The sequence below is a fragment of the Plantactinospora soyae genome (assembly GCF_014874095.1).
Taxonomy (GTDB): Bacteria; Actinomycetota; Actinomycetes; order Mycobacteriales; family Micromonosporaceae; genus Plantactinospora; species Plantactinospora soyae.
Map to the genome: position 1 here is coordinate 5,604,979 of NZ_JADBEB010000001.1, position 24,753 is coordinate 5,629,731.

Consider the following 24,753-nt stretch of genomic DNA (forward strand, 5'->3'; position numbering starts at 1 on the left):
TTCCCGTGCCCTCGATTCCGGGTGGCGCCGCCGATTCGCCACCTGGACCGGCCCGGACCCGCCGGACACCGGGCCGGGGTGACCGGCCCGGGGTCGCGGGGTTCCGTTGTCCTTGCGGACGGTCAGAACTTGCCGTCCTTCAGGAACTGCGCTGCGTTCTCCTTGGTGACCCGGGGCGAGTCGACCACGGTGTCCTTCTGCACCGTGGCGCCGCCCAGGATCTCGACCGCCCGGTCCAGGCCCATGCTGCCGATGATGTCGGCGTCGTTCAGGCCGGTGACCAGGTAGTTGGTGCCGTCCATGATCGCTTTCAGGGCCTCGGCCTGCCCGTCGACACCGGCGATGACGATCTGGGACGCCTTACCGGCGTCGGCCACCGCGCGCTGCGCGCCCAGGCACATCGCGTCGTTCTCGCAGAACACCGCCGTCAGATCGGCGTTGGTGGCGAGCAGGCTCTCCATCACGGTCAGCCCGCCGTCGGAACTCCAGTTGCCGAAGTCCGGCGCCTCGACCAGCGCGATCCCGGGCTTGCCCTGCAAGGCAGCCTTCACCCCGTTGGTACGGGCGAGCCCGATGCTGTTGTCCGCCGGGCCGCCCTTGATGATGCCGACCTTGCCGCCGCCGGCCAGCCGCTGGGCCAGGAACTCGCCGTTCTGTCGGCCGATCGCCTCGTTGTCCGGGCCGATCCAACTCGTGTACTCGCCGGTGGCGAACTTCCGGTCCACCAGCACCACCGGCTTGCCGGCCGCCTTGATCGCGTTCAGCACCGCCGGCGCGGACTCCAGCGGACCGCCCGAGATGATGACCGCGTCCACGTTCTTGCTGAGCAGGTCCTCGACGTTGGACGCCAGCTTCGCCGCGTCGCCGTTGGCGTCGGTGCTGAGGATCTCGACGTTTCCCTTCTTCTCGGCCTGGGCCGCGATGGCCTTGTCCATGCCGCTGAAGTAGGGGCCGCCGAGGGTGAAGTTGGCGACACCGATCGTGTACGAGTTGTCGCCGCCGGACCCGCCGTCGCCGTCCGAGCAGGCCGCCAGGCCGGCGGCGAGCACGCCGACGAGTAACAGACCTCTGAGCCGCTTCGCGTTCATCTGCCGGTTCTCCATCCTGTGGTGGGGTGTGGAACCGACCAGGCCGGATCAGGCGCCGGTCGGTGGGACGGTCCCGGCGCCGGACCGTTCAGGCCCGGGGCCGGCTCGCACGTTGCACTCCGATGACCACGACGATGACGATGCCCTTGAGCACCTGCTGCCAGAAGCTCTGCACGTCGTAGAGGTTGAGCAGGTTGTTGATCAGGACCAGTACCAGCACGCCGCCGAGAGTGGCCCGGGCCGATCCCCGGCCACCGGCCAGGCTCGCCCCACCGATCACACAGGCGGCGATGGCGTCGAGTTCGAACGCCACCCCGACACTCGGCTGGGCGATGCCGACCCGGCTGGCCAGGATCACCCCGGCCAGGCCGGCGCACGCTCCGCTGATCGCGTACGCCCCGATCACGTGCCGGCGTACGTTGATGCCGGCCAGGCGTACGGTCTCGGCGTTGCCGCCGATCGCGATGATCGCCCGGCCGGCCGGCGTACGGCTCAGGAACACCCCGCCGGCCAGGAACACCGCCGCCATGATCACGGTGGTGAGTGGGATCGGGCCGAGCATCGCCGAGCCGAGCCAGAAGAAGTCCGGATTCTCCGGTGCGATGGGCACCTCGGAGTAGACGAAGGCCAGCCCCCGGATGGTGGTCAGCGCCGCCAGGGTGACCACGAAGGGCGCCAACTCGAACCGGGCGACCAGGATGCCGTTGACCAGTCCGAACGCGATACCACTGGCGATCCCGACCGCCATCGCCAACGGCAGTGGCAGGCCCGAGACGAGGCCCGCGGAGACGATGCCCGCGAAGGCGACGACCGAGCCGACCGACAGGTCGATGCCGCCGGTCAGGATCACCACCAGCATGCCGAAGGCCAGCAGCCCGGTGGTGACCATCTGCTTGAGCAGGTTGGTGAGATTGGTCTGGGTCAGGAAGGCGTCCGAGGTCAGCGCCGCCACCGCCAGAACCACCACGACCAGCGCGATGAACGCGGTCTCGACCGTCACCGGCCGGCCCGCGATGGTCAGCCGGGACCGTCGGATGGGCTCGGTCGCCGGGTCCGGCGTCGTTCTGGTGAGCTGTCCGGTCATCCGGCCCGTCCAATCGAGGTCATCCGGCTCGTCGCAGTCGACGTCATCCGGCTCGTCGCAGTCGACGTCATCCGGCACGTCGCAGTCGACGTCATCTGGCTCGTCGCAGTCGACGTCATCCGGTCCGTCCAATCGCGTATCCGAGGATCTCGTCCTCGGTGGTCCGGTCGGCGTCCAGTTCGGCGGTGATCCGACCCTCGCGCATCACCAGCACCCGGTCGGTCGCCCCGAGCACCTCGGTCAGGTCGGAGGAGATCAGCAGCACCGCGAGTCCGTCCCGGGCGAGGTCGTCGACCATCCGGTAGATGCTCATCCGGGTCGCCATGTCCACACCCCGGGTCGGCTCGTCCAGGATCAGCACCCGGGGGCCGGCCAGCAGCCACTTCGCCAGTACGGCCTTCTGCTGGTTGCCGCCACTGAGCCGTACCACCGGCATCGAGCCGCAGTGCGCCGGCCGGATGTCCAACCGGTCGATCAGGTCGTCGACCGCCCGGCGTTGCCGAGCCGCGTCGACCAGGCCGGCCCGGGTCATCGAGTACAGCGTGGTCAACGCGATGTTGGCCCGTACCGTCAGCTCGGGAACCAGACCGGTGCGCTTGCGGTCCTCGGTGACCAGCGCGAGCCCGGCGGCGATGGCCTCGGCCGGGGTCCGGAAGGTGGCCGCACCGGACCGGTGGCGCTGCGCCGGTCCGGCCCCGGCCGCCGCCTCCGGTGCCGGGCCGCCGTCCGGTCCGTCGGTACCGGCGGACCGCTCGTCCGCCGCCGCTGCGTCCGCGCTTCCTGGCTCGGCGACCCGCACCTCGCCCGCCGAGGACGGCTCGGCGCCGAACACGCACCGGGCCAGCTCGCTGCGCCCCGACCCGACCAGGCCGAACATCCCGACGATCTCCCCGGCATGGATCGTGAACGAGACGTCGGTGAACTCACCCGGCCGGGAAAGCCCGGCAACCCGCAGCCGTGGCTCGCCGAACCCGGTCCGCCGGTCCGGATAGATCTGTTCCAACCGCCGGCCCGCCATCAGCCGGATCAGCTCGTCCTCGCTGGTCCGCCCGGGTTCGGTCGTCTCGATCACCCGGCCGTCCTTCATCACCACGATCGAGGTGGCCAGGTCCAGCACCTCGGCCAACCGGTGCGAGACGTAGATGACCAGCACGCCACGCTCCCGCAGCCGCCGGATCAGGCCGAACAGAGAGTCCAGGTCACTGCCGGCGAGCACGGCCGACGGCTCGTCAAGCACCAGTACCCGGGGTTCGCTGACCAGCGCCTTCGCGATCTCGACCATCTGCTGCCGGGCCACCGACAGTCGGCCGGCGATCGACCGGGGGTCGACCGCGCCGAAGCCGATCTCCGCCAGCAGCTTTCCGGCCCGGGCGTGTGCGGCCGGCCAGTCGATCAGGCCGGTACGGCGGCGGGGGAAGTTGCCCAGCAACAGGTTCTCGGTCACCGACAGCTCGCCGATCAGCGTCAGCTCCTGATAGACGGTACGGATGCCCAGGTCGTGCGCGTCGTGTGGCGAGCGCGGTTCCACCGGTACGCCGTCCAGCCGCAGCTCGCCGCCGCTCATCGGCAGCGCCCCGGCCAGAATCTTGATCAGTGTGGACTTGCCCGCCCCGTTGGCGCCGACGATGGCGAGCACCTCACCCGGCCGCCCGGTGATGTCCACCCCGTGCAGCACCCGTACGCCGCCGAAGTCCTTGCGTACGCCGCGCAGCTCCAGCGTCACTAGAACGCCTCCATCACCACGATGGTCTTCTGCCGGGTGAGGTCGAGCAGCGTTTCGTGCAGCCCCTCGCGATTGCCGCCGGTGTCCTTGGTACCGCCGAACGGCAGGTTCTCGGCACGCAGCGCGGTCGAGCCGTTGATCACCACTGTGCCGACGTCGAGTTGGCGGGCGATCCGGAACGCCCGGGAGATGTCCCGGGTGAAGACCGCGGCCTGGAGCCCGTACGGCGACTCGTTGGCCATCCGGACCGCTTCGGCGGGGTCGGCGAACCTGGCGACCGGGGCGACCGGTCCGAAGATCTCCTCGGCGAACGCCCCGCTCCGGGCCGGTACGTCCACCAGCACCACCGGGTCGACGAAGGCGCCCCGGCGTTCGCCACCGGCCACCAGCCGGGCACCGTCGGCGACCAGCCGGCCGACGGCCGCCTCGACCCGCTCGGCCGCGGACTCGGCGATCAGCGGCCCGACGTCGGTCGACTCCAGCAACTGGTCTCCGACGGAGAGCTTCCCGGTCTGGGCGAGCAGCGCGGAGACGAAGTCGTCGTACACGGGGTCCTGTACGTAGACCCGCTTGACCGCGCAGCAGATCTGTCCGTTACCCCGGGCCAGCCGGCCCAGCACGACCGCCCGGGCCGCCGCCTCGATGTCGGCGTCGGCGCAGACGATCAGCGCGTCGTTGCCGCCGAGTTCGAGCAGGACCTTCTTCAACGTCCGGGCGCCTCGGCGGGCGATCTCCCGGCCCGCCTCCGTGCTGCCGGTCAGGCTGACGGCGGCGATACCGGGCAGCTCCGCCAGTGCCTGCGAGACCTGCACGCCGCCGGGCACCAACTGGTGGGCGTACGGGGGTGCGCCGGCCAGCTCCACCAGCTCGGCGATCCGGACCAGTGCCAGCGGGCAGCGCGCCGGTGGCTGGACCAGTACGGCGTTGCCGGCCGCGAGCGCGGCGGCGGCCTTGTGCGCGTACAACTCGACCGGATAGTTGAACGGCACGAGCGCCGCGACGACGCCGAGCGGTTCGCGTACGGTCACCGCGAGGTGCCGCTCCAGTCCCGGTACGGCGTCCAGCGGGGTCTGCCGGCCGAAGATCCTGGTCGCCTCGGCGGCGAAGCCCCGGAAGATCCGGATCGCCGCTGCTACCTCGGCCCGGGTCTGGAGCAGTGGCTTGCCGTTCTCGGCCGCGAGCAGCCGGGCCAGTTCCGACTGCTCTCCCTCGATCAGCTCGGCGATCCGCTGCAGCAGGCCGGCCCGCTCGTGGGCCGGCATCGCCGCCATGGCCGCCTGGCCGAGTTGGGCCGCCCCGACCGCATCGAGGAGCCCTTCCGGGCTGGTGGCGGCGATCTCACCGATCGGCTCGCCGGTGCCGGGATTGTGGACGGTGATGACCAGGTCCGATGCGGACATCCGCTCGCTCCAAACGAATCGTCGCAGCATGCAAGAGCTTTCTGCCAGCCGCCGAGGACTTTCCGTCAGCCGTCACAAAGTTTCGGATCGTTGGTCGAATGTTCACAGGCCCTCGCGAGGTTCGTCAATACGTTGGATGAATTCCGTCCCACGTTGCGGACAGCCGGCGCCGCACCGACGGACGCGAGGATCGGCCGGACCGGCGGAACGGCGAGGGTCGGCCGCGCACGCCGGCAGGGCCGGTCGGGCAGCCCGGATATCGGGCCCGACCAGCAGCTGAGCGGTTCACACCGGGATCGGGGCCATCCGGACGGTGGATTCCAGTGCGGAGACACAGCTCCACCTCAGGCTGGCCAGGCGGCACGCGGCGGATCTACCAGCGGAGCGGTGTCGCCGTACAGCCACGGGTCGTGTTCGCCGACGGCGATGAAGTCTGCCGGATAGCCGGCCGTGAAGTCGGTGGCTGCGGTGAGCCGGGTGACCGCCTCCTCGGGTAGCCGTACCTCGGTCGAGCCGAGGCTTTCGGCGAGCTGGTCCGCGCTCGTTGCGGCGATGATGGGGTGGATGGCCCGCGAACGGGCCAGGATCCAGGCGATCGCTACCTGTGCCGGGGTGGCGTTCAGTTCGACGGCGACGGCCTGCACCGTGCTGACGACGGTCTGCTCGCGGGGGCTGAGCGGGCGGGTCGCCAGGCCGGCCAGGGCGCCTTGGGCGATCGGGCGCCAGGCCGCGACGGAGAGGCCGAGGGCGTGTGCCATGGGCAGTAGCTCCCGCTCGATGTCGCGGTCCAAGAGGTTGTAGGGCACCTGAATGCCGGCGAACGGGGTCCAGCCGCGCCATTCGCTGAGCGTGTTGGCCCGGGCGACGAGCCAGGCTGGGGCGTTGGAGAACCCGGTGTAGAGGATCTTGCCGGCGCGCACGGCGTCGTCGAGGGCCCGCATGGTCTCCTCGACGGGCGTGTGACGGTCCCAGACCTGCACCCAGTACAGGTCGATGTGGTCGGTGCGCAGCCGTCGTAGGCTCGTTTCGAGAGACAGCCGCAGGTTCTTGCGGTGGTTGCCGGCCGCGTTCGGGTCGGCGGGGTCACGTGCGGCCGTGTACTTGGTGGACAGGACGAAGCGGTCGCGTTGACCTGTCAGCAGGGCGCCCACCACCTCTTCGCTCTCCTCGTAGGCCAGCGCGGTGTCGATGACGTTGCCGCCGACGTCGGCGTAGGTGCCGAGCATGCGCTGGTACTCGTCGGGATCGCCCGGTCCCCAGCGGGCGGTGAAGGACGTGGCGCCCAGGAACAGCTCTGACACTCGGAGTCCGGTGGGGCCCAGCGTTCGGTACCGCATGAAGTGCTCCTTCTCGTTCCAGGCGTGTGGGGTTCAGACAGTGGCGATGGCGAGGCAGGGAGCGGCGGCGCCGATGAGTGCCAGCACGGCCGGGCCGAGCGCGCCCTTGGCATCCCGCACGCGCAGGTGGGCCAGGACGGCGCCGGTGAAGAAGAGCACGACGCCGATTCCGGCCGCGAGGCCGAGCGGGCGGTAGACGATGCCGGCGAGCAGACCAACCGCTCCGGCGATCTTGGGTAGGGCCAGGGCCGGGATCAGCGCCGGCGTGACTCCGACACGGGTCAGGACGGCGACCACGTCCGGATCGCGGACCAGGATATTGCGGGCGGAGAAGGCGAGGACAACTGCCGTGATGATCGCGGCGACGACGTACGCGGTGGACATGGTTCCTCCTTGGAAGCCGAGGGGCGGATCTCCCCGGCACTCATGTAAAGTACAACGTGCATTGTAAAAAGTACAACGCACATTGCACTTTCACTGGAGGTACCGATGACCAGCAGAGGTTCCGGCAGGGAGCAGTCGCCCGGCAGGGGCAGCGGCAAGCGTCAGGCGATCCTCGCCGGCGCGCTCAGCGTCTTCGCCCGCGACGGGTACGCGGGCGCGAGCATCGACGCGATCTCCGCCAGGGCGGGGGTCTCCACCCGCACCATCTACAACCACTTCACCGACAAGGCGGACCTCTTCCAGCAGGTGCTGGAGCACAGCTCGACGAACGCCGCCGAGGCGCAGATCGCGATCATCGACCGGTACCTGCGCAAGGTCACCGATCTCGAGGCCGACCTGGTCGACTTCGGCCGCGCCTGGGTCACCCCGATGCCCACGCACGCCGACCACTTCACGCTGGTCCAGCGGCTGGGGGCCGAGTCCGGGCCCGCGGTGGAGAGCGCGACCAGCGCCTGGCGGCGAGCCGGACCGGTACGCGTCCGCGGCGAACTGGCCGGCCGCCTCGGCGAGCTGACCGACCAGGGAATCCTGACCGTCGATGATCCCGATCGCGCGGCTCTGCACCTCATGCTGCTGGTGTCGGCCGGGTTACCCACCCAGCCCGGCGCGGCGCCCACTCAGCAGGAGATCACCGAGGCGGTCACCGCGGGCGTCCGCACCTTCCTGTACGGCTACCGCAAGCAGCAGCCCTGACCGGCGGGAACGCTGGCCAGGGCTGCCGGGTGGAGGACGGCGGGCAACCAGGGGATCGGGGCGAGGTGGCGGTCCCCGGTCGGGGCGTACATCCAGACGTTCAGCCCACCCTGGTCAGAGGGGTTGGCGCAGGCGTACCGGCCGGGGTATCGGGTGCCGGCACGGGAAGGCGTAACAGGCGGGCGGCCCAGTTGGGCAGCCACCAGTTCCAGCGGCCGAACAGCGACACCGTGGCAGGTACCAGCAGGCAACGCACCACCGTCGCGTCGAGCAGGATGCCCGCGCCCAGACCGGTCGCCAGAATCTTGATCTCGGTACTCGGCGCCGTGGAGAGCGAGAGGAAGGCGAGGAACAGGATCAGTCCGGCGCTGGTGACCAGTCTTCCGGTGCGGCCGATGCCCTCGACGATCGCGGTACGGGTCTGCCCGGTGCGGTCGTACTCCTCACGCATCCGGGCGAGGATGAAGACCTCGTAGTCCATGGAGAGCCCGTAGAGGAACGCGAAGCACATCAGCGGTACCCAGAAGGTCACCGTACCGGTCGCCGGTATGCCCCAGACCAGCTCTGATCCGTAACCGTGCTGCCAGACGAGGACCAGCACGCCGTAACTGGCGGCCAGGGAGAGCAGGTTGAGCAGCACCGCCTTGAGCGCCAGCAGCAACGAGCGGAAGGCCCGGGCCAGCAGGATGAACGTGATCAGTCCGATCACGGCCAGGAGGAACGGGAGCGGTCCGTAGAGGGCCTGTTGGGCGTCCTTTTCGAGCACCCCGAACCCGCCCACCTGAGCCCCGCCGATGGCGTCCACGCTGTCGCGTACCCGGGTGATGGTGGCCTTGCCGCCGTCGCTGCTCGCCTCGTCGTGGGGCAGCACGACCAGCAGCCGCGTCCCGTCCCGTTGCCAGGCGGCGCCGGGAGGTGCGACGGCCGCGTAGCTGCCGGGCAGCCTGTCCAGCTCGGCGGGTCCCGCCGCGCCGTCGGGGATGAGCACCTCGATAGGTGTCAGCACGCCGCTGGGGACACCGGCCCGGGTCAGGTCCGCCAGACCAGCAGCCGCGGCCGGCCTGGCCGAGCGGGCCAGTGCCGCGGAATCGGCGTCGCCGAGCTTGAGGCCGGTCGCCGAGACCGCGAGGCCGCCGAGGATCAGTACGCCGACGGCGGCGGCGAGCCAGCGGAACCGAACCACACCGCTGGCCCAGCGGCACCAGAAGCGGCTCGCGTTGTCCTCCCGGCGCAGCCGGGGCCAGTCCACCCGACGCCCGACGGTGGCCAGCAGCACCGGCAGCAGGGTCAGGGTCACCAGTACGCTGACCAGCGGTACGAGCATGCCGGCGTACCCGACGCTGCGCATGAACGGTACGGGTAGCACGACCAGCGCGATCAGCCCGATGGCCACGGTGACACCGCTGAACAGCACGGACTGTCCCGCGCTCGCCATCGCCCGGTGCACCGCGTCGTCGCCGGAGTGGCCGTGGGCCCGTTCCTCCCGCCACCGGGTGACCAGCAGCAGCGAGTAGTCGATCGCCACGCCGAGCCCGATCAGCGCGACGAGGAACTGCACGATGAAGCTGACCTCGGAGAAGGCGGTCAGCCCGAGCACGATGAGGAAGGTGGTGAGGATCGACACGGCCGCCACCAGCAGTGGCACCAGGGCCAGCAGCGAACTGAAGACGAACGCCAGCACGACGAGGGCGCCGAGCGCGCCGATCAGGGTCTCGGTCAGCACGCTACTGCCCGAGCCGGTGTCGTCCACCGTGGAAAGTTCGTCGAGCCCGGTGACGTGTACCGTCGCGCCGGCCGGCAGCACCCGCGACATCGCCTGGGTGATCTCCGACCCGCGGTCGGATGCCGGCGCCGGGCCGGCCGGCGGCAGGAAGACAAGCCCGAAGACGGTACGCCCGTCGGTGCCGATGAAGCGACGGTCCCCTGTGGAGGAATACGACACCACCCGCAGTCGCGGGGCGACCGCCGCCGCCTCGAACGCCTGCCCGACCACGGGAGCGTCGACGCTGGTTCCCTCGGGCAGCACGACCACCGGAACCAGCGGATAGGTCCGGGCGCCGTTGCCGTAGGTGGTCAGGATCGCCTCGTTCGCCTCGTCGGCCGCTGTGCTCGGGAACGAGAAGTCACGGGTCAACTGGTCCGACAACTGGCCGGCGGCCACACCTCCGGCGAGGAAGAGGACGAGCCAGGACAGGGTCACCGCGAGCCTGTGCCGCAGGACGAAGTGCGAGAAGCGGATCATGCCGCCACCGGGAGAGTGGCCCGTACCGTCGGCGCCAACGAGGGGGCGTACGTCCCGCCGTGGTGGCGGTGTTGACGGCCGCTCCGGTCCGGGCCCCGGTAGCCGTTCCAGGCCACGGTCTGGTCGATATCCGCAGGTGTCTGCATCGCGTCTCCTGGGTCTCCGATGGCTGACCGGACGTGCCGGGCCGCACCTGTCCGCTCACAGCTCGCGAGCGTGGCGCAGGTGCCGGCCGTGTGCAGCCACGATGCCGCCCGAGGCGGGCGATCGTCGTCGGGCGGAGGAAGACACTTGCCGCTGCCGCCGGTGACGTAGACCGTCGGAAACTACCTCCGGGGAAGTACTGGCGGCCCCGGTCGCCGATCGGAACGGGCCCCGAGCCTAGGCGGGGACCACCATCGGTGTGCCGGCGACGGGATCGGGTACGACGAGGCAGCTGAGCCCGAAGACCTTCTCGACCAGTTCGGCGCTGACCACGTCGGTCGGGGCGCCCTCGGCGACGATCGCGCCGTCCGACATCGCGATGACGTGGTCGCAGAACCGGCAGGCGAGGTTGAGATCGTGCAGGACGACGACGATGGTCTTGCCGGACTCGGCGTTCAACTTGCGGAGCAGTCGCAGCAGTTCGACCTGGTGGTTGATGTCCAGGTAGGTGGTGGGCTCGTCGAGCAGCAGCAGGTCGGTCTCCTGGGCCAGGGCCATGGCGACCCAGACACGCTGCCGTTGGCCGCCGGACAGGTCCCGGATCGGACGGTCGATCAGGTCTGCGGTGCCGGTGGCGTCGAGTGCCCGGGTGACCGCGTCGTGGTCGCGGTCGGTCCAGCGCCGGAACCAGCCCTGGTGCGGATAACGGCCGCGGGAGACGAGGTCGGCGACGGTGATGCCGTCGGGGGCGACCGGGGTCTGCGGAAGCAGCCCGAGCACCTTCGCCACGTCGAGGGTACGCAGGTCGGCGACGGCCCGGTCGTCGAGGTAGACGGCGCCGCCGCGCGCCGGCAGCAGTCGGGCCAGCCCGCGCAGCAGGGTGGACTTGCCACAGGCGTTGGCACCGACGATGGCGGTGATCCTGCCGTCGAGCACGGAGACGTCGAGGTTGGCGACGACGGTCCGGTCGTCGTATCCGAGGGTCAGGCCCTCGGCGCGCAGTCGGGTCATCCACCCGCTCCTTGCCGGTTCGTGGTGGCCAGCAGCCACAGCAGATAGGGAGCACCGACCGCGCCGGTCACCACGCCGGTGGGCAGCGGTGTGGGCAGCAGGTGCACGGCGACGAGATCGGCGACGAGCAGCAGCGCCGCGCCGACCAGCGCGGCGGGCAGGATCCCCCCGGTGGCCGGGCCGAGCAGTCGGTTGGCGATCGGCCCGGCCACGAGGGCCACGAAGACGATGGGGCCGGCCACGGCGACCGCGAGGGCGACCAGCACGATGCCGGTCGCGAGGAGGCCGGCGCGGCTGAGGTCGGGTCGGGTGCCCAGGGTACGGGCGGCGTCGTCGCCGAGTTCGAGGGCCCGCAGCGGCCGTTGGAGCAGCACCGCGACGGGTAGCAGGACGAGCAGGGCGCCGACGAGCAGGCGCAGTTCCTCGGGGCTCGCCTGCCCGACGGAGCCGGTCAGCCAGTGCATCGCCTGGCGGGCCTCGAAGAGCCGGGCCCGGCTGAGCACGTAGCCGATGAGACCGTCGAAGAAGATCGCCACGCCGATTCCGATGAGGATGAACCGGTAGCCGGTGACACCGTCGCGCCAGGCCAACAGGTACATCGCCAGGCCGGCGAGGATGGCCCCGCCGAGGGCGAACCCGCTGATGACGAGCCCGCCGGCCTCGAGCAGCACGATTCCGGTGACGGCGGCGAGCCCGGCCCCGGAGGTGATGCCGACGAAGTCCGGGGAGGCGAGAGGATTGCGCAGCAGCTGCTGGAAGATCGTCCCGGAGGCGCCCAGGGCGAGACCGACCGTCAGCGCGGAGGCGGCGGTCGGCAGCCGCAGGCCGCGCACGACGAAGTCGACGCTGGGGTTGTCGCGTAGGTGCAGCACCGAGGCGACGACCTCTCCGGCGCCGATCCGGAAGCTCCCCACCATCATGGTGAAGACGAAGAGCGCGGCCACGGCCACGACCAGGGCACAGGTCACCAGGACGGAACGGGCCCGCCGACGCCGTCGGTTGTCCCGCAGCGCCGACGCCGCCGTGCCGGTCGGGGCGATGGTCGGGTGGGTCACTGCCGTCATCCGCTCATACCTCCGAGAGCCGGCCGTAGCGCACGATCGCCACGAACGCGGGCGCGCCCATCACCCCGAGCACCACACCGACCTGGAGTTCGTCGGGGGCGGCCACGACCCGACCGAGTACGTCGGCCAGGAGCAGCACGATCGGCGCCAGCACCATCGAGTACGGCAGGATCCACCGGTAGTCGGGACCGCAGAGCAGCCGGGCCACGTGCGGTACGACGAGTCCGATGAAGACGATCGGCCCACAGGCGGCGGTGGCCGCCCCGGCGAGCACCGCGACCACCGCGAAGGCCGCCGTGCGGGTCCGGGTGACGTTCTGGCCGAGCCCACGGGCCGTGTCCTCGCCGAGCGCGAGACCATTGAGGACACGCCCGAATCCGAGCGAGGCGGCCAACCCGATCAGCAGGAACGGCGCGACTCCGGTCAGGATCGGGGTGTAGCGGCCGGCGAGGGAGCCGACCTGCCAGAAGCGCAGTTCGTTGAGCGCGTCCACGTTCGTCATCACGATCCCGGTGGTCACCGAGACGAGACCGGCGGTGACCGCGGCTCCGGCCAGGGCCAGCTTGACCGGCGTGGCGCCCTCCCGGCCCAGCGACGCGATCGCGTAGACCAGCACGAGCGCCCCGATCGCTCCGGCGAAGGCGAACCAGATGTAGACGCCGACGCCCTGTACGCCGAGCACCGTGACGGCGAAGACGACGAGGACGGCGGCACCGGAGTTGATGCCCATCATCCCGGCGTCGGCGAGCGGGTTGCGGGTGACGCCCTGCAGGATCGCCCCGGCGACGCCGAGCGCGGCGCCGACCAGGATGCCGAGCAGGGTACGGGGTACCCGCAGCTCCAGCGTGACCGTACTGGTGATCGACCCGTCGCTGTCCAGGTTGCCGAGGGCGCGCAGCACCTCGGACAGCCCGATGGAACGGGAACCCATTGTCACGCTCAGGAACGCGACGACGGCGAGGACCACGCAGAGCGCGGCGAGCCCGGGGCCCAGAGCGGTGGCCCGCCGCCCGCCGCGGCCCGAGGTGCGCGTCGCGTACCGGCTAGTTGCCGACATTCGGATCCGCGGCCTTGACCGCCTCGGTCAGCTTGGTCAGCTCGGTGGCGAAGTCGCCGTACGTGTGCAGCCAGAACGCCGGCCAGGCGACCACCGCTCCGGCCTTGGCCGCCTTGACCTTGAACCAGGTCGGCTGCTTCTTGCTCCACTCGGTGTTGACCGTGGGGGTGAAGGTACGGCCGTCCCACAGGATCAGGTCCGGCTGGTACTTGTCCGCGTTCTCCCAGCTGAGGTTCTCCCAGTACGGGAAGCCGGGGTCCGGGCTGGCCGGGTTCATCACCTTCAGGCCCCAGCTCTGCAGGTCCAGCAGTTCGGGCGCGTACTCGGGGTTGGCCACGTACACCTTGTCGTCGGCGGGCGCCATCGCCGCGACGGTCAGGCTGGGCTTGGTCGCGGTCGCCGCCTTGAAGGCGGTGACCGCCTCCTCGAAGCGCTTCTTGTTCGCCGCGATCTCCGGCTTGTTCACGTCGGCGCCGAGGCTCTCGGCGAGATCCTCGTACCCCTCGGCCAGCGCGACGATCGACTTACCCTGGGTGACTCCGGTGACGGGGGCCAACTCGGCGAGCTTCTTGCTCTTCTCGTCGACGCCTTCCTCCATGCCGCTGTGCGCCTTCTCGGCCGGCCACCAGTCGCCGACGATGAGGTCCGGTCGCAGGGCGGCGGCCTTCTCGACGTCGATCTTCCCCCACTCCTCGCCGAGGATCTCGATCCCGGACAGGTCGAGGTTCTTCAGGTTGAGGTCGGTCTTGACCGACTCGTCCGCGAAGATGCCGACCGGCTTGATACCGAAGGACATCAGCGCGGCCGCCTCGCCCGCGTGCGCGATGATCCGGGTGGGGGTCTTGTCCGCCTTCACGACCTGGCCGGAGCCACCGGTGAACTCCCAGGGACCGTCGGCGGCGGGAGTGTCGTCGGTACTGGAACCGCTGCTGCCGCAGCCGGCGAGCACGACGCTCAACGCGGCCACGGCCAGGACCGGACGCCATGCGCGCATGGTGGTGGTTCCGTTCTCTCGGGGTCGACTGAGCCTTCCTGGCTCGACGGTTAGGTTAGGCTAAGCACACGCCTGGCTCTTGGCTAGTCGACATGATCCGGCTCACCCAAAGGTGCCGGTCCCGGCGAGCTGCTCGGATGAGCAACCGCAGCGCTTCGGCCAGGGAGCGGCCGGGTCGGGCAGACCGGTACTCAGCGGATCGGTCTGCGGCGCTGTCGGCGTACCAGGGCAACCCCGGCCGCGACCAGCGCGGTGCCGACGACGACGGCGCCGGCCCACCACAGTGGGGTAACGGAGCCGGCCTTCCCGGTGGTGCCCGTCGCTGCGGCGGCCGGGGATGCCGGTGGGGTGGTCGCGGTCGCCGACGGGGTGGGCTCCTGGCCCGGCGCGAGCGCGACGGTGAACCGGAACTGGCCCTCGATCGGATGCCCGTCGGCGGAGACCACCCGGTACGCCACCCGGTAGCCGCCGGACCGCAGCGGGGAGATGGGCAGGTGAACCCGCTTGTCCACCGCCCGAGGTTGGCCGGCTCCGTGTCGCCTCCCGTCCGGACCGGTGAGCACCACGGTGCTGTAGTCGCCCCGGACCAGGTCGTTGAAGAGAAGAGTGATCTCGGTGAGCGGCGCGCCGACGGTGGAGTCCGCCTTCGGGTCGCTGCCGAGCAGTTGGGCGTGCGCCGACGCCGGGGCGGCGGTCAGCAGACCGACCACCATGGTGGCCAAGCCGAGTACGGCCAGCGCGACCACCCTGCACCGCATCCTCCGACCGGACACCGGCCCAACTCCCTCGCGTCGTTCGTCACCATCGGTGGAGCTGGTCGTCCGGCCGGCCGGCATCGTTCCCGTCCGCTCGTCCTCGGGGCCGACGTCGCCCCGGTTCGCGCCGGTACGGCTGGTACGGGTCATCCGAGCAGCCGCTCGCCGATCCAGCCGCCGGCCTCGCAGCCGGGCGGAACGGCGAAGACCGCGGAGCCGATCGGGGTGATCCAGTCGTTGAGCAGGTCCCGTTCGGCGAGGCGGCGCTGGATCGGCAGGTACTGCCGGTCGATGTCGGCCTGGTACGCGGCGAAGATCAGCCCGCTGTCCGCCCGCCCGTCGGCATCCGGAACCCCGTCGTAGTTGTACGGCCGGCGCAGAATCTTCAGCCGGTCGTCGGTGACCCGGGCCCGGGTCATGTGCGCGAAGTCCGGGATGACGGGCAGCCCGCCCTCGTTCAGGGCCGAGAAGTCGGGCTCGTCGTGCTCGTGCTGCCCGCTCAGCGGCGCCCCGGTGTCGAGTCGCCGCCCGACCGCGAGTTCCTTGTCGGCCCGGCCGAGCTTGTCCCAGGTCTCCAACTCGGCCCGGATCCGCCGTACCACCAGGGTGGTGCCGTCGCGCAGCCAGTCGGGCCCGTCGGCGGTCCAGACGGCCTGCTCGAACGCGGGCGTACCCGGCCGGGGGTTGGCGGTGCCGTCGAGTTGGCCGAGGACGTTGCGTTGGGTGTGCGCCGGAGACTGCGTCCCCCGGCTGCGGCGGAACCCCGACTGGACCCAGCGGACGGCCGCGAACGGTCGGGCATCCTTGACCAGCATTCGCTGGGCGTGGGTGACGGTGAGCGGGTCGTCGGCGCAGATCTGCAGCAGCAGGTCACCCCCGGACCAGGCCGGTTGCAGCCGGTCGATGGCGAAGGCGGGCAGTTCGGCGACCGAGGGCGGCCGCCGGTCGTCGCGCCCGGCCGCCGCGTACAGGCCGGGGCCGAATCCGAAGGTGACGGTGAGCCGGGCCGGAAGCACGGCGAGTTCGGGTTCGGTGTCGGCGAGCGCCGGACGGCCCTGGGTCAGCCGGGCGGCGTCGTCGGTGAGCAGCCGCATCAGCCGGCCCAGGGCCGCCCGGTCCGCACCCCGGTGCAGGGTGAAGGCGACGAAGGCGGCATGCGCCTGCGGTTCGGTGGCGACACCGGCCTGCCGGGGACCGTGGAACGCCTCGATCGTGGTACCGGTTCCGGCGGCCGTGCCCGTACCGGTTCCGGCGGCGGTCGCGGCGACCGGTGCCGGCTCTCCGGACTGGTCGCCGGAGCCGGTCGCCGCGATCACGGCGGCGGCCCCGGCGACCGCCCCGCCGACGGTGAGGGCGCCGCCGGTGAGCAGGCGTCGTCGGCTCACCGGCCGGGTCTTCGACTGGCCGGTCATGCGGCCGGGCTCATGCTCATCCCCGGGGTGGGAGCCATCGGCATGCCCGAACCGGGGTCGTAGCTCTCCTCGGCGCCGGTGAACGGCTTGGCGACCGCGCTGAACTGGGCGGTCTTCCCGTCGCTGAAGCTGAGCGTGAAGGTGAGTTCGTCACCGGCCCGGACCGGCCCGCCCAGGTCCAACATCATCAGATGGTCGCCGCCCGGCTCCAGCACGTGGCTGCTCTTTGCCCTGATCGTGAGCCCGCCGGCCTTGGGCTGCATGACCATCATGCCGTCCTTCATGGCCATCTCGTGTATCTCCATCGGCGACACCGGCGTACTCACGCCGACGATCGTGAGGTCGGTGTCACCGTCATTGACCAGGGTGCCGAAGGCGGCGGTCATGCCCTTGTCCGCGGCCTTCACCCACGGGTCCCGGACGGTGAACGGACTCGTGGCGGCGCTCGCCGACGGGATCGGGCTCGGGGTGGCCTCCGGCGTCGCCCCCGCTCCGCCACAGCCGACGGTGGCGGCCGTCGCCGTGATGGCCACCGCCAGGGCCACGGCCAGGACCGCCGGACGTCGTCGTACGCCGGTCGATGCCGAGATGTTCATCTGGTTCCTCCGCTTGGTTGTGCTCGGCCCATTGGTCGTCCCGATCCGCTGGCTGGTTCCGGTCGACCCTGATTCCGCTCCCGATCGCGCTCCCGCTGCCGGCGATGGCGATGGCGATGGCGGGTGCGGTGGCGACGCGGCGAGGAGAGGCCGGACGGCGACGGGTGACGCGGGTAGGGGAGGGCGGGTGGTGGGGTCACCGGCGTGGCCAACACGGTGGGGCGGGGCCGGTCGATCTGACGGCGAGGGCACGAAGTTTCGTACGGCTGGCACCGTAATTGCCGTCAACGTGTACTGAACTTTTGCCATTTGCACAAAAAGTTAGCCGGCTCTTGATCAAAGCGTTCCAGTCGTGAGGATGTTCCGATGGGTCAACTCCCCGGGATCCCGCGCCGGACATCCGCCGGTCTGCGTACGCTCGCCTCCGCCGCGACGATCGCCGTCCTCGCCACCGCGGTCGCCGTACTCGCCGCCGCCCCGCCCGCCGTGGCACACGGAACGCTGGCGATGTCCACACCGGCCGAGGGGGCAACGGTCAACGGGCCGCTGACCGCCGTGGAACTCCACTTCACGGAGAAGGTGGCGTCGAACGCGTACTTCACCATCACCGCGCCGGGCGGCGGGCGGGTCGACAACGGCTGGACGTACGGGGCACCGACGACCCTGGCCAAGCCGGTGCGGGAGTACTTCCTGGTGGAGGGGAAGTTCGAGCCACGGGAGTACACGACGGGCTTTCCCGCGCTGGTGACGGTGGCGCACCTGCCGGCCGCCGGCCAGTACTCGGTCAGCTACCTCTCGGTGGCCTCCGACGGGGATCCGGTCCGGGGCACCCTGACGTTCCGGTACAGCGGCCGCCCGACACCGGCGCCGAAGGACTGGCGCCCGCCGACCAACCAGCCGGACCCGGCGCTGCTGGCCGCCGCCGAGCGGCACGGTACCTCCGGCCAGGGCACAGCCTCGTCCACCGCTTCCGCCGCACCTGCCGGGGCGTCCGCCCTGCCCACCGCCACAGCTGCCGGAGCGTCGGTTCCGCCCGCCGCCGCCCCGCCCGCGACGCAGGCCGACGAGGGCGGTCCGGGCTGGCTGGGCTGGACCGGCTGGGCGGTGGCGATCGCCGTCGTCGTCGCCGGTCTCGGGCTGTGGCGCTCCGGGCGGATCCCCGGGAGCCGGTCGACCCGCTCCGGGCGGTCACGCCCGGTCCCGGTCCGGGGCGCCAGGCTGCCGGAGCCCCGACGCGGAGGGGCCGGTCGCGCCGGTAGCGGCTCGAGGCGCGCCACGGTCACCGGAGATGCGAAGTCGGCCGGCCCGGCCGTCGCAAGCGGAGCCGGCCCGAGAGCCAAGGGTGCCGCCGCAGGCCGGAAACGGGCCGTGGTCCCGGCCGTGGGCAAGGGCGGCGCGGTCCTCACGGCTCGGGCACCGGCAGATCCGGTGGACGACCCGACGCCGCCCGCGCCGGCCGAATCCGACGTCGACGCACCCGGGTTGCCACGGGTCGGGCCCGGGCTGAGCAACACCCGGCTGGCGCTGCTGGCCGGCGGGTTGGTGGTGGCTCTGCTGGCTGGCTTCGGGCTGGGCCGGCTGGGCGCCGGTGACGGAAGGACGGCGGGCACGCCGGCGAGCGCGCCCGCCGGTGCGGCCTCCGCGCAGGGCGACGGCCCGCTCTCGGCGACGGACGGGCACCAGCACGCGCCCGGCACCGGGCCGCACAGCCATCGGGGCGACACCGGGGCGACGCTGGCCACCGGTACGGCGGTCAGCGCGGGCGGGTACACGCTCCAGCCGGCCCGGCGTTCCCAGCCGGCCGGGGCGAGCGCCGACTACTCGTTCCGGATCGTCGGGACCGATCGCAGGCCGGCGACCCGGTTCGCGGTGATGCACGATAAGCCGCTGCACATGATCGTCGTCGGTCGTGACCTCGCCGGGTACCAGCATCTGCACCCCACGATGGCGCCCGACGGCACCTGGACCGTTCCGCTCCGGCTGGCCCGGGCGGGCGGCTACCGCGTGTACGCCGACTTCACCGTCACCGGAGGCGATGGCACCCAGGTGCCGCTGGTCCTGGGCGTGGACCACGTCGTTCCGGGCGCGCACACCCCGGTCGCGGTGCCGGCGGCGCAGCCGCAGACAACGGCGGGGCCGTTCACGGTGGCGATGGCGGGCACACCCACGGTGGGCGTGACCGCGCCGATGACCTTCCGGGTGAACCGCACCGACGGCACCGCGCCGGCACAGCTGGAGCGCTACCTGGGTGCGTACGGCCACCTGGTCGTGGTGCGCGAGGGCGACCTGGGGTACGTGCACGTGCATCCGGAACTCGAACTGGTCGACGGGGCGGTGAAGTTCTGGCTGACCACGCCGAGCGCGGGGCGCTACCGGGCCTTCTTCGACTTCCAGGTGGCGGGGCAGGTGCATACCGCCGAGTACACGATGGACGTCGGCTGACGGTGAGCACGGCGGGTCAGGACTGTGCCGCGTGTCGGGGCGTGACCGGCCGGAACGTGGTCGGCGCGCCGGGCGTACCGCCGCGCCGCGAGGCGTACCCGGGAACTCCCACGCAGGTGAAGAGCAGCGTCGCGAGATCGTCCGGCGCGTCGAGGAGCGCCGGCACCTCCCGGTCGACGAAGGTCATGCCGGAGGCGCTCGCGCCGAGGGCGTACGCGGCGAGGTGCAGCCGTCCCTCCACCAGGCCGGCGGTGAGCTGCGCGTCGCGGTAGCCACGGTCGTCGAGGCCGGCGAGCGGCGCCGCCGCGACGACGACGTACGCCGCGTCGCCGGCGAGGCTCTGGTCGAGGCAGACCCGCAGCAGTTCGTCGCGGTGGTCGCCGGCGCGCACCGGCCGCTGGATGTCCGGCCACCGGTAGACGCCTGGCGGGACGTCGTCGACGCCGTGCACCACCACCCAGTGCGGCACGTCGACGCCGCGCAGCGCCGCCCGCAGCGGCCACTCAAGGAGGCGACGCGGAAGGGTCCGGCTCCGGTCCATCCGACGCTGCGAGCCACGGCGTAGGACGACCTCGTCCACGGGCTCCGCCGCAGGGACGTCCGGCAGCGCGGGCCCGTCCGACCAGGCGGGCCCGAGTTCGTCGCGCTCGCCCGCGCGTTGTGCGGCGGTGCACAACGGGAACTCGACCGGCGGCAGCTCACCCGTCGCGGCCGGCCCACCGGGCGCTACCGCCGGCTCGCCGTCGCCGAGGGACAGCAGCGCCAGCGGGTACTCGTGGACGCCGTCGGCGCCGACCAGCGTCCGTAGCTGCCCGTCCGGGAACAGGGTGCGCAGCCGTGGCCGCAGCCCGGCGCTCGTGGCTGCCGCGCAGAGCTGGGAGAGCAGCGTACCGGCGTCCCAGTAGAGGTGCCGCCAGCCGCGCTCGGCGTAGCGCCACCCAGTGCGCCACGGCACGCCGGTCACGACCAGCGTCGTCGCGTTGCCGCCGGCGGCGGGCCCGACCTGCACCAGGGCGTGCTCCTGGGCGTCGTACCAGTGGACACCGTCCGGAACTCCGGTGACGCCGCGCACACTGGCGTAGACCTCGAGCGGGAAGCGCGCACCGGCGGAGCCGGACGCGCGGAAGGGCACCGTCTGCCCGTCGCGCTCGGCAACGCGGACGACCCCGGCTCCCAGGAAGAGCACGCGTCCCAGTTGCGCGGCGTCCAGCGGCCGGGGCGTGCCGGCACGCCCGGCGAGCGTCTCGGTCGCGGAGACCCCCGGGTCCGGCAGCCGGCGCGGCAGCGGCACGACGGGCAGACCGTGGTACGCCTTCATGGCCGGGGGCCGAGTGACGGGGTCGTTCGGGGCCAGATCGTGGCGTACCCGGGGATCGTCGAGGGGTACGTCCCAGGACCGGTCCAGCGTGTACGACGTCAGCCGGTGCAGCAGCCCGGCTCCCGATTCCAGATCCACCCGCCCATCCTCGCAAAAGCGTCAACACGGCGCGGCGGACACCATCGGTGCCACGCGGGGCCCTGCGCGACGTCGTCAGGGTGCGCCGTTCCGGCCGATGGGATTCGAACAGGTGAGCCAGCGCACGTCTGTGCGGGGGGCCGATCGGACGACCGGTGGGACCTGTGATTCTGGAGCCGGAAACTGGCGACCGGGGGACACCAGGGTCATCGGATTCCGTACGGCCTACGTAGCCTGGCACGCCGCTGCGTTGACATCGCCGCAACCGGACAGCTGGACCTGGAGAGTCATGTGACCAATCAAGCCGCTGGGGCGCCCGACAAACTCGACGGCGCCGTCCTCAAGATAGCCGGAGTGGTCGTGCTCGGCGCGATCATGTCGATCCTTGACATCACCGTCGTCAGCGTCGCGCTGCCGACCTTCCAGAGCGAGTTCGACGCCACGTACGCCGAGGTTGCCTGGACCATGACGGGCTACACCCTGGCGCTCGCCACGGTGATCCCGCTCAGCGGCTGGGCCGCCGACCGGTTCGGTACCAAGCGGCTCTACATGCTCGCCCTGCTGCTGTTCACGCTCGGCTCGGTGCTCTGCGCGACCGCCGACTCGATCGGTCAACTCATCGCCTACCGGGTGTTGCAGGGCCTGGGCGGTGGCATGCTCATGCCACTCGGTATGACGATCATGACCCGTGCCGCCGGTCCGGAGCGGATCGGCCGGCTGATGGCGGTCCTCGGTATCCCGATGCTGCTCGGCCCGATCGGCGGGCCGATCCTCGGCGGCTGGCTGATCGAAGCGGAGAGCTGGCACTGGATCTTCCTGATCAACCTCCCGATCGGCGCGGCCGCGCTCGTGTACGCGGCCGTCGTGCTGCCGAAGGACAATGCCGAACCGTCCCAGTCGTTCGACTTCGTCGGCATGCTGATGCTGTCGCCGGGCCTCGCGCTGTTCCTCTTCGGTGTCTCGTCGCTGCCGGAGACCGGCACGATCGCCACCACCAAGGTCTGGTCGACGATGCTGGTCGGCGCACTCCTGGTGGTCGGTTTCGTCCTGTACTCGTTCAAACCGAAGCACCCGCTGCTCGACCTCCGGCTGTTCCGCAACCGCAACCTGACGGTGGCGTCGATCTCGCTGTTCGTCTTCATCATCGCGTTCATGGGTGCCGGCCTGCTGTTCCCGAGCTACTTCCTGCAGGTCGGTGGCGAGTCGACCCTGCACGCCGGTCTGCTGATGGCGCCGCAGGGCATCGGCGCGATGCTCACGATGCCGATCGCCGGCATGCTGGCCGACAAGATCCCGGTCGGCCGGACCGTGCCGTTCGCGATGGCGCTCATCGCCGCCGGGTTCTTCACCTTTACCCAGGTCGGTACGGACACCTCGTACTGGCTGCTGTGCGGCTCGCTGTTCGTGATGGGTCTCGGCATGGGTGGCACGATGATGCCGATCATGACGTCGGCACTGCGTACGCTGACCAACCACGAGGTGGCCCGCGGCTCCACGCTGGTGAACATCCTCCAGCAGATCGGCAGCTCGATCGGCGCCGCCATCATGTCGGTGATCCTCACCAGCCAGCTGAACGGGTCGAACCCGATCCCGGGCCTGACCGACCCGCAGACCGGGGAGCCGATCACCGAGGCCGGCGCGGCGATCGCCAACCAGCACGGCGCGCAGTTGCCGCTGGAGCCGTCGATCCTGCAGCGCGGTCTGGAGTTCGTGGCCGACTCCTTCGCCACGACGTTCTGGGTCGGCTTCGCACTGGTGCTGCTGACGTTCATCCCGATCGCGTTCCTGCCCCGCAGGCGCGCGGCATCGCGGTTGTCGGCGGACCCGAGCGGTGACGGCGGCGAGGACCGCACGGCTACGCCGGTGTTGATCCACTGAGGTTGTCGGTGTACTGACGCCGATCTGGATGGCAGACACCATCGGCCGGCTGCGGGGGAGGACGACGCGCCCCCGCGGCCGGCCTTCACAGTTCCCGGCTGATGCCCAACGCCACGGCCCGGACCGCCGGGCCCACCGAGCGTAGGCTCAGCCCACCGCTGGCACCGGAGACCGAGACCGCCCCGGCCGGACGCCCGTCGGCGCGCAGGACGGCGCTGGCGACCGACGCCACCCCGGCCCAGGATTCCTCGTTCTCGTAGGCCAGGCCGGATTCCCGGACCCGCGCCAACTGTCGCCGCAACAGGGCGGGGGCGGTGACGGTTCGTGGACCGGCCGTCCGCAGCGGCCGGTCGCAGACGAGCGAGACCGCCGCGTCGACGCTGAACGCGAGCAGCGCCTTGCCGGCCGCGCAGGCGTGCGCGGGTAGCCGGCCTCCCACCTCGGACGGCATCCGGGGCGCGTCCCGGCCCGGCAGCATCTCGACGTGGACGACGTCGGTGCCGGCCAGGACCGCCAGCTGCACACTCTGCCCCGTCGCCTCGCGCAGGTCGGTCAGGTAGGGCAGGGCGATCGTCCGCAGGTCGCGTCGCCGGGCGGCGAGTGCCCCGAATTCGAAGAGCCGTACGCCGATCCGCAGGGCCGATCCGGTGCGGTCCAGCAGGCCGTACGCCACCAGGTCGGCCACCAGTCGGGACGTCGTCGACTTCGGCAGGCCGGTACGGCGACTGATCTCGGAGACCCGAAGTTCGCGGTGTCGCAGGTCGAACGCGCCGAGTACCGCCGACACCCGGGCGACGGCCAGATCGGGAATGTTCCGCTCAGCGGTACGCACCAGCGCAGCTCCTTGACAGGTCTGCCGGATCGTTGCTTACTAACGTACCAGTTCGTACATTAGCCGGCCCGGACCGATCCCATCGACGATCGGTCCCATCGAACGGTCAAGCACGGGGCGATCGAGGACGGGAGCGTCACACCAATGCCACTCTGCCGGTACGGCCTGATCGGTGCGGGGATCGGGACGTCGCTGTCACCGGTGCTGCACGAGACCGAGGGGCGTCAGCACGGGCTCGACCTGACGTACCGGCTGTTCGACGTCGACGCACCGGGAACACCGGCCGACCTGCGCCGGTTGCTGGACGACGCCGAAGCCGACGGGCTGGCCGGGCTCAACATCACCCATCCGTTCAAGCAGCGGGTGGTCGACCTGCTCGACGGGCTCTCCCCGCAGGCCCGGGACATCGGCGCGGTGAACACCGTCGTCTTCCGCGACGGGCAACGGCTCGGCTTCAACACCGACGCGTACGGCTTCACCGAGTCGTTCCGGCGGGGCCTGCCCGGTGCGGCGGTCGACCGGGTCGTGCAACTCGGTGCCGGTGGCGCGGGCGCGGCCTGCGCGTACGCCCAACTGCACGCCGGCGTCGGGCATCTCACCGTGGTCGACCCCGACGCCGACCGGCGCGGCGTGCTGGCGGAGGCCCTGAGCGTCCGGTTCGAGACCGACCGGATCGCGGTGGCGGCTCCCGAGGAGTTGCCGGCGGCGATCGGGTCCGCCGACGGTCTGGTCAACACCAGTCCGGTCGGCATGCGCGCCCATCCCGGGCTGCCGCTGCCGGTCGGGCTACTGCACCCCGACCTGTGGGTGGTCGACGTCATCTACATGCCGGTCGAGACGCCGCTGCTGCGGGCCGCCCGCGCCAAGGGGCTGCGCGCCATCGGCGGTGCGGCGATGTGCGTGTTCCAGGCCGCGGCGGCGTTCGAGCTGCTCACCGGTCGGACCCCGGACACCGAACGGATGCTCGACCACCTCGACCGCCTGCTCGATGCCGGCGGACCCGCCGTCCGGGCCTGACCCGGTGCCGCCGCCACCCGACCACTCCGGCCACCCCCGAACCACCGGCCGGCGCTGGAACCGCCCAACCACCATCCCCCTGGA

21 protein-coding genes are annotated in these 24,753 nt (G+C 71.4%); 4 read left to right on the plus strand and 17 right to left on the minus strand.

Annotated features, from left to right (window positions below; genetic code table 11):
• Positions 1-122 precede the first annotated feature (122 nt).
• The 6 genes from H4W31_RS24600 to H4W31_RS24625 all read right to left on the minus strand — a co-directional run bounded on the left by H4W31_RS24600 (position 123) and on the right by H4W31_RS24625 (position 7,016).
• The gene (locus H4W31_RS24600; protein WP_192768806.1) at positions 123-1,088 is read right to left on the minus strand and encodes a substrate-binding domain-containing protein; all 966 of its coding nucleotides are present in this window, start codon (positions 1,086-1,088) and stop codon (positions 123-125) included.
• Between the two features lie 88 nt (positions 1,089-1,176).
• Entirely contained in the window at positions 1,177-2,304 is a 1,128-nt protein-coding gene (locus H4W31_RS24605; protein WP_225945660.1) for an ABC transporter permease, read from the minus strand.
• On the minus strand, positions 2,288-3,895 hold the full coding sequence (locus tag H4W31_RS24610) for a sugar ABC transporter ATP-binding protein (protein WP_192768807.1): 1,608 nt from the start codon (positions 3,893-3,895) through the stop codon (positions 2,288-2,290). Before H4W31_RS24610 ends, H4W31_RS24605 begins: the two co-directional genes overlap by 17 nt.
• The gene (locus H4W31_RS24615; RefSeq protein WP_192768808.1) at positions 3,895-5,295 is read right to left on the minus strand and encodes an aldehyde dehydrogenase family protein; all 1,401 of its coding nucleotides are present in this window, start codon (positions 5,293-5,295) and stop codon (positions 3,895-3,897) included. The genes H4W31_RS24610 and H4W31_RS24615 overlap by 1 nt, the downstream gene beginning before the upstream one ends.
• Positions 5,296-5,639: 344 nt before the next feature.
• Positions 5,640-6,632 (minus strand): aldo/keto reductase, encoded by a 993-nt coding sequence (locus H4W31_RS24620; RefSeq protein WP_192768809.1) that lies wholly within the window; start codon positions 6,630-6,632, stop codon positions 5,640-5,642.
• Positions 6,633-6,665: 33 nt separating this feature from the next.
• The gene (locus tag H4W31_RS24625; protein WP_192768810.1) at positions 6,666-7,016 is read right to left on the minus strand and encodes a DoxX family protein; all 351 of its coding nucleotides are present in this window, start codon (positions 7,014-7,016) and stop codon (positions 6,666-6,668) included.
• Between the two features lie 105 nt (positions 7,017-7,121).
• On the opposite strand from H4W31_RS24625, the gene H4W31_RS24630 reads away from it, so the two are divergent.
• On the plus strand, positions 7,122-7,769 hold the full coding sequence (locus H4W31_RS24630) for a TetR/AcrR family transcriptional regulator (protein WP_192768811.1): 648 nt from the start codon (positions 7,122-7,124) through the stop codon (positions 7,767-7,769).
• Positions 7,770-7,869: 100 nt separating this feature from the next.
• Here the strand turns inward: H4W31_RS24630 and H4W31_RS24635 are convergent, their stop codons facing one another.
• From H4W31_RS24635 to H4W31_RS24675, 9 genes are all read right to left on the minus strand, one after another.
• Positions 7,870-10,011 carry an MMPL family transporter gene (locus H4W31_RS24635; RefSeq protein WP_192768812.1) on the minus strand — a complete coding sequence of 714 codons (2,142 nt, stop codon included), beginning with the start codon at positions 10,009-10,011 and terminating at the stop codon, positions 7,870-7,872.
• The gene (locus tag H4W31_RS24640; protein WP_192768813.1) at positions 10,008-10,157 is read right to left on the minus strand and encodes a hypothetical protein; all 150 of its coding nucleotides are present in this window, start codon (positions 10,155-10,157) and stop codon (positions 10,008-10,010) included. Before H4W31_RS24640 ends, H4W31_RS24635 begins: the two co-directional genes overlap by 4 nt.
• Before the next feature lie 235 nt (positions 10,158-10,392).
• On the minus strand, positions 10,393-11,166 hold the full coding sequence (locus tag H4W31_RS24645; protein WP_192768814.1) for an ABC transporter ATP-binding protein: 774 nt from the start codon (positions 11,164-11,166) through the stop codon (positions 10,393-10,395).
• Positions 11,163-12,230 (minus strand): FecCD family ABC transporter permease, encoded by a 1,068-nt coding sequence (locus tag H4W31_RS24650; protein WP_192768815.1) that lies wholly within the window; start codon positions 12,228-12,230, stop codon positions 11,163-11,165. The genes H4W31_RS24645 and H4W31_RS24650 overlap by 4 nt, the downstream gene beginning before the upstream one ends.
• A 4-nt stretch (positions 12,231-12,234) precedes the next feature.
• On the minus strand, positions 12,235-13,287 hold the full coding sequence (locus H4W31_RS24655) for a FecCD family ABC transporter permease (protein WP_192768816.1): 1,053 nt from the start codon (positions 13,285-13,287) through the stop codon (positions 12,235-12,237).
• Positions 13,274-14,281, minus strand: coding sequence for an ABC transporter substrate-binding protein (locus tag H4W31_RS24660; protein WP_192768817.1), 1,008 nt, complete (start codon positions 14,279-14,281; stop codon positions 13,274-13,276). The genes H4W31_RS24655 and H4W31_RS24660 overlap by 14 nt, the downstream gene beginning before the upstream one ends.
• Before the next feature lie 191 nt (positions 14,282-14,472).
• Positions 14,473-15,186 carry a copper resistance CopC family protein gene (locus H4W31_RS24665; RefSeq protein ID WP_192768818.1) on the minus strand — a complete coding sequence of 238 codons (714 nt, stop codon included), beginning with the start codon at positions 15,184-15,186 and terminating at the stop codon, positions 14,473-14,475.
• Positions 15,183-16,448 carry a Dyp-type peroxidase gene (locus H4W31_RS24670; RefSeq protein ID WP_192768819.1) on the minus strand — a complete coding sequence of 422 codons (1,266 nt, stop codon included), beginning with the start codon at positions 16,446-16,448 and terminating at the stop codon, positions 15,183-15,185. Before H4W31_RS24670 ends, H4W31_RS24665 begins: the two co-directional genes overlap by 4 nt.
• Positions 16,445-17,044, minus strand: coding sequence for a copper chaperone PCu(A)C (locus H4W31_RS24675; protein ID WP_192768820.1), 600 nt, complete (start codon positions 17,042-17,044; stop codon positions 16,445-16,447). Before H4W31_RS24675 ends, H4W31_RS24670 begins: the two co-directional genes overlap by 4 nt.
• Before the next feature lie 366 nt (positions 17,045-17,410).
• Between H4W31_RS24675 and H4W31_RS24680 the strand changes: the two genes are divergently transcribed.
• Complete coding sequence (locus H4W31_RS24680) at positions 17,411-19,486, plus strand: copper resistance CopC family protein (RefSeq protein WP_192768821.1); 2,076 nt, start codon at positions 17,411-17,413, stop codon at positions 19,484-19,486.
• A gap of 16 nt (positions 19,487-19,502) precedes the next feature.
• Here H4W31_RS24680 and H4W31_RS24685 read toward each other — a convergent pair whose 3' ends face one another.
• Complete coding sequence (locus tag H4W31_RS24685; protein WP_318783382.1) at positions 19,503-20,942, minus strand: hypothetical protein; 1,440 nt, start codon at positions 20,940-20,942, stop codon at positions 19,503-19,505.
• Positions 20,943-21,233: 291 nt separating this feature from the next.
• On the opposite strand from H4W31_RS24685, the gene H4W31_RS24690 reads away from it, so the two are divergent.
• The gene (locus H4W31_RS24690; protein WP_192768822.1) at positions 21,234-22,820 is read left to right on the plus strand and encodes a DHA2 family efflux MFS transporter permease subunit; all 1,587 of its coding nucleotides are present in this window, start codon (positions 21,234-21,236) and stop codon (positions 22,818-22,820) included.
• Positions 22,821-22,905: 85 nt separating this feature from the next.
• On the opposite strand, the gene H4W31_RS24695 is transcribed toward H4W31_RS24690, so the two are convergent.
• Positions 22,906-23,652 (minus strand): IclR family transcriptional regulator, encoded by a 747-nt coding sequence (locus tag H4W31_RS24695; protein ID WP_318783383.1) that lies wholly within the window; start codon positions 23,650-23,652, stop codon positions 22,906-22,908.
• A 144-nt stretch (positions 23,653-23,796) separates the two neighbouring features.
• On the opposite strand from H4W31_RS24695, the gene H4W31_RS24700 reads away from it, so the two are divergent.
• The gene (locus tag H4W31_RS24700; protein ID WP_192768823.1) at positions 23,797-24,669 is read left to right on the plus strand and encodes a shikimate dehydrogenase; all 873 of its coding nucleotides are present in this window, start codon (positions 23,797-23,799) and stop codon (positions 24,667-24,669) included.
• The last annotated feature ends 84 nt before the right edge of the window (positions 24,670-24,753 follow it).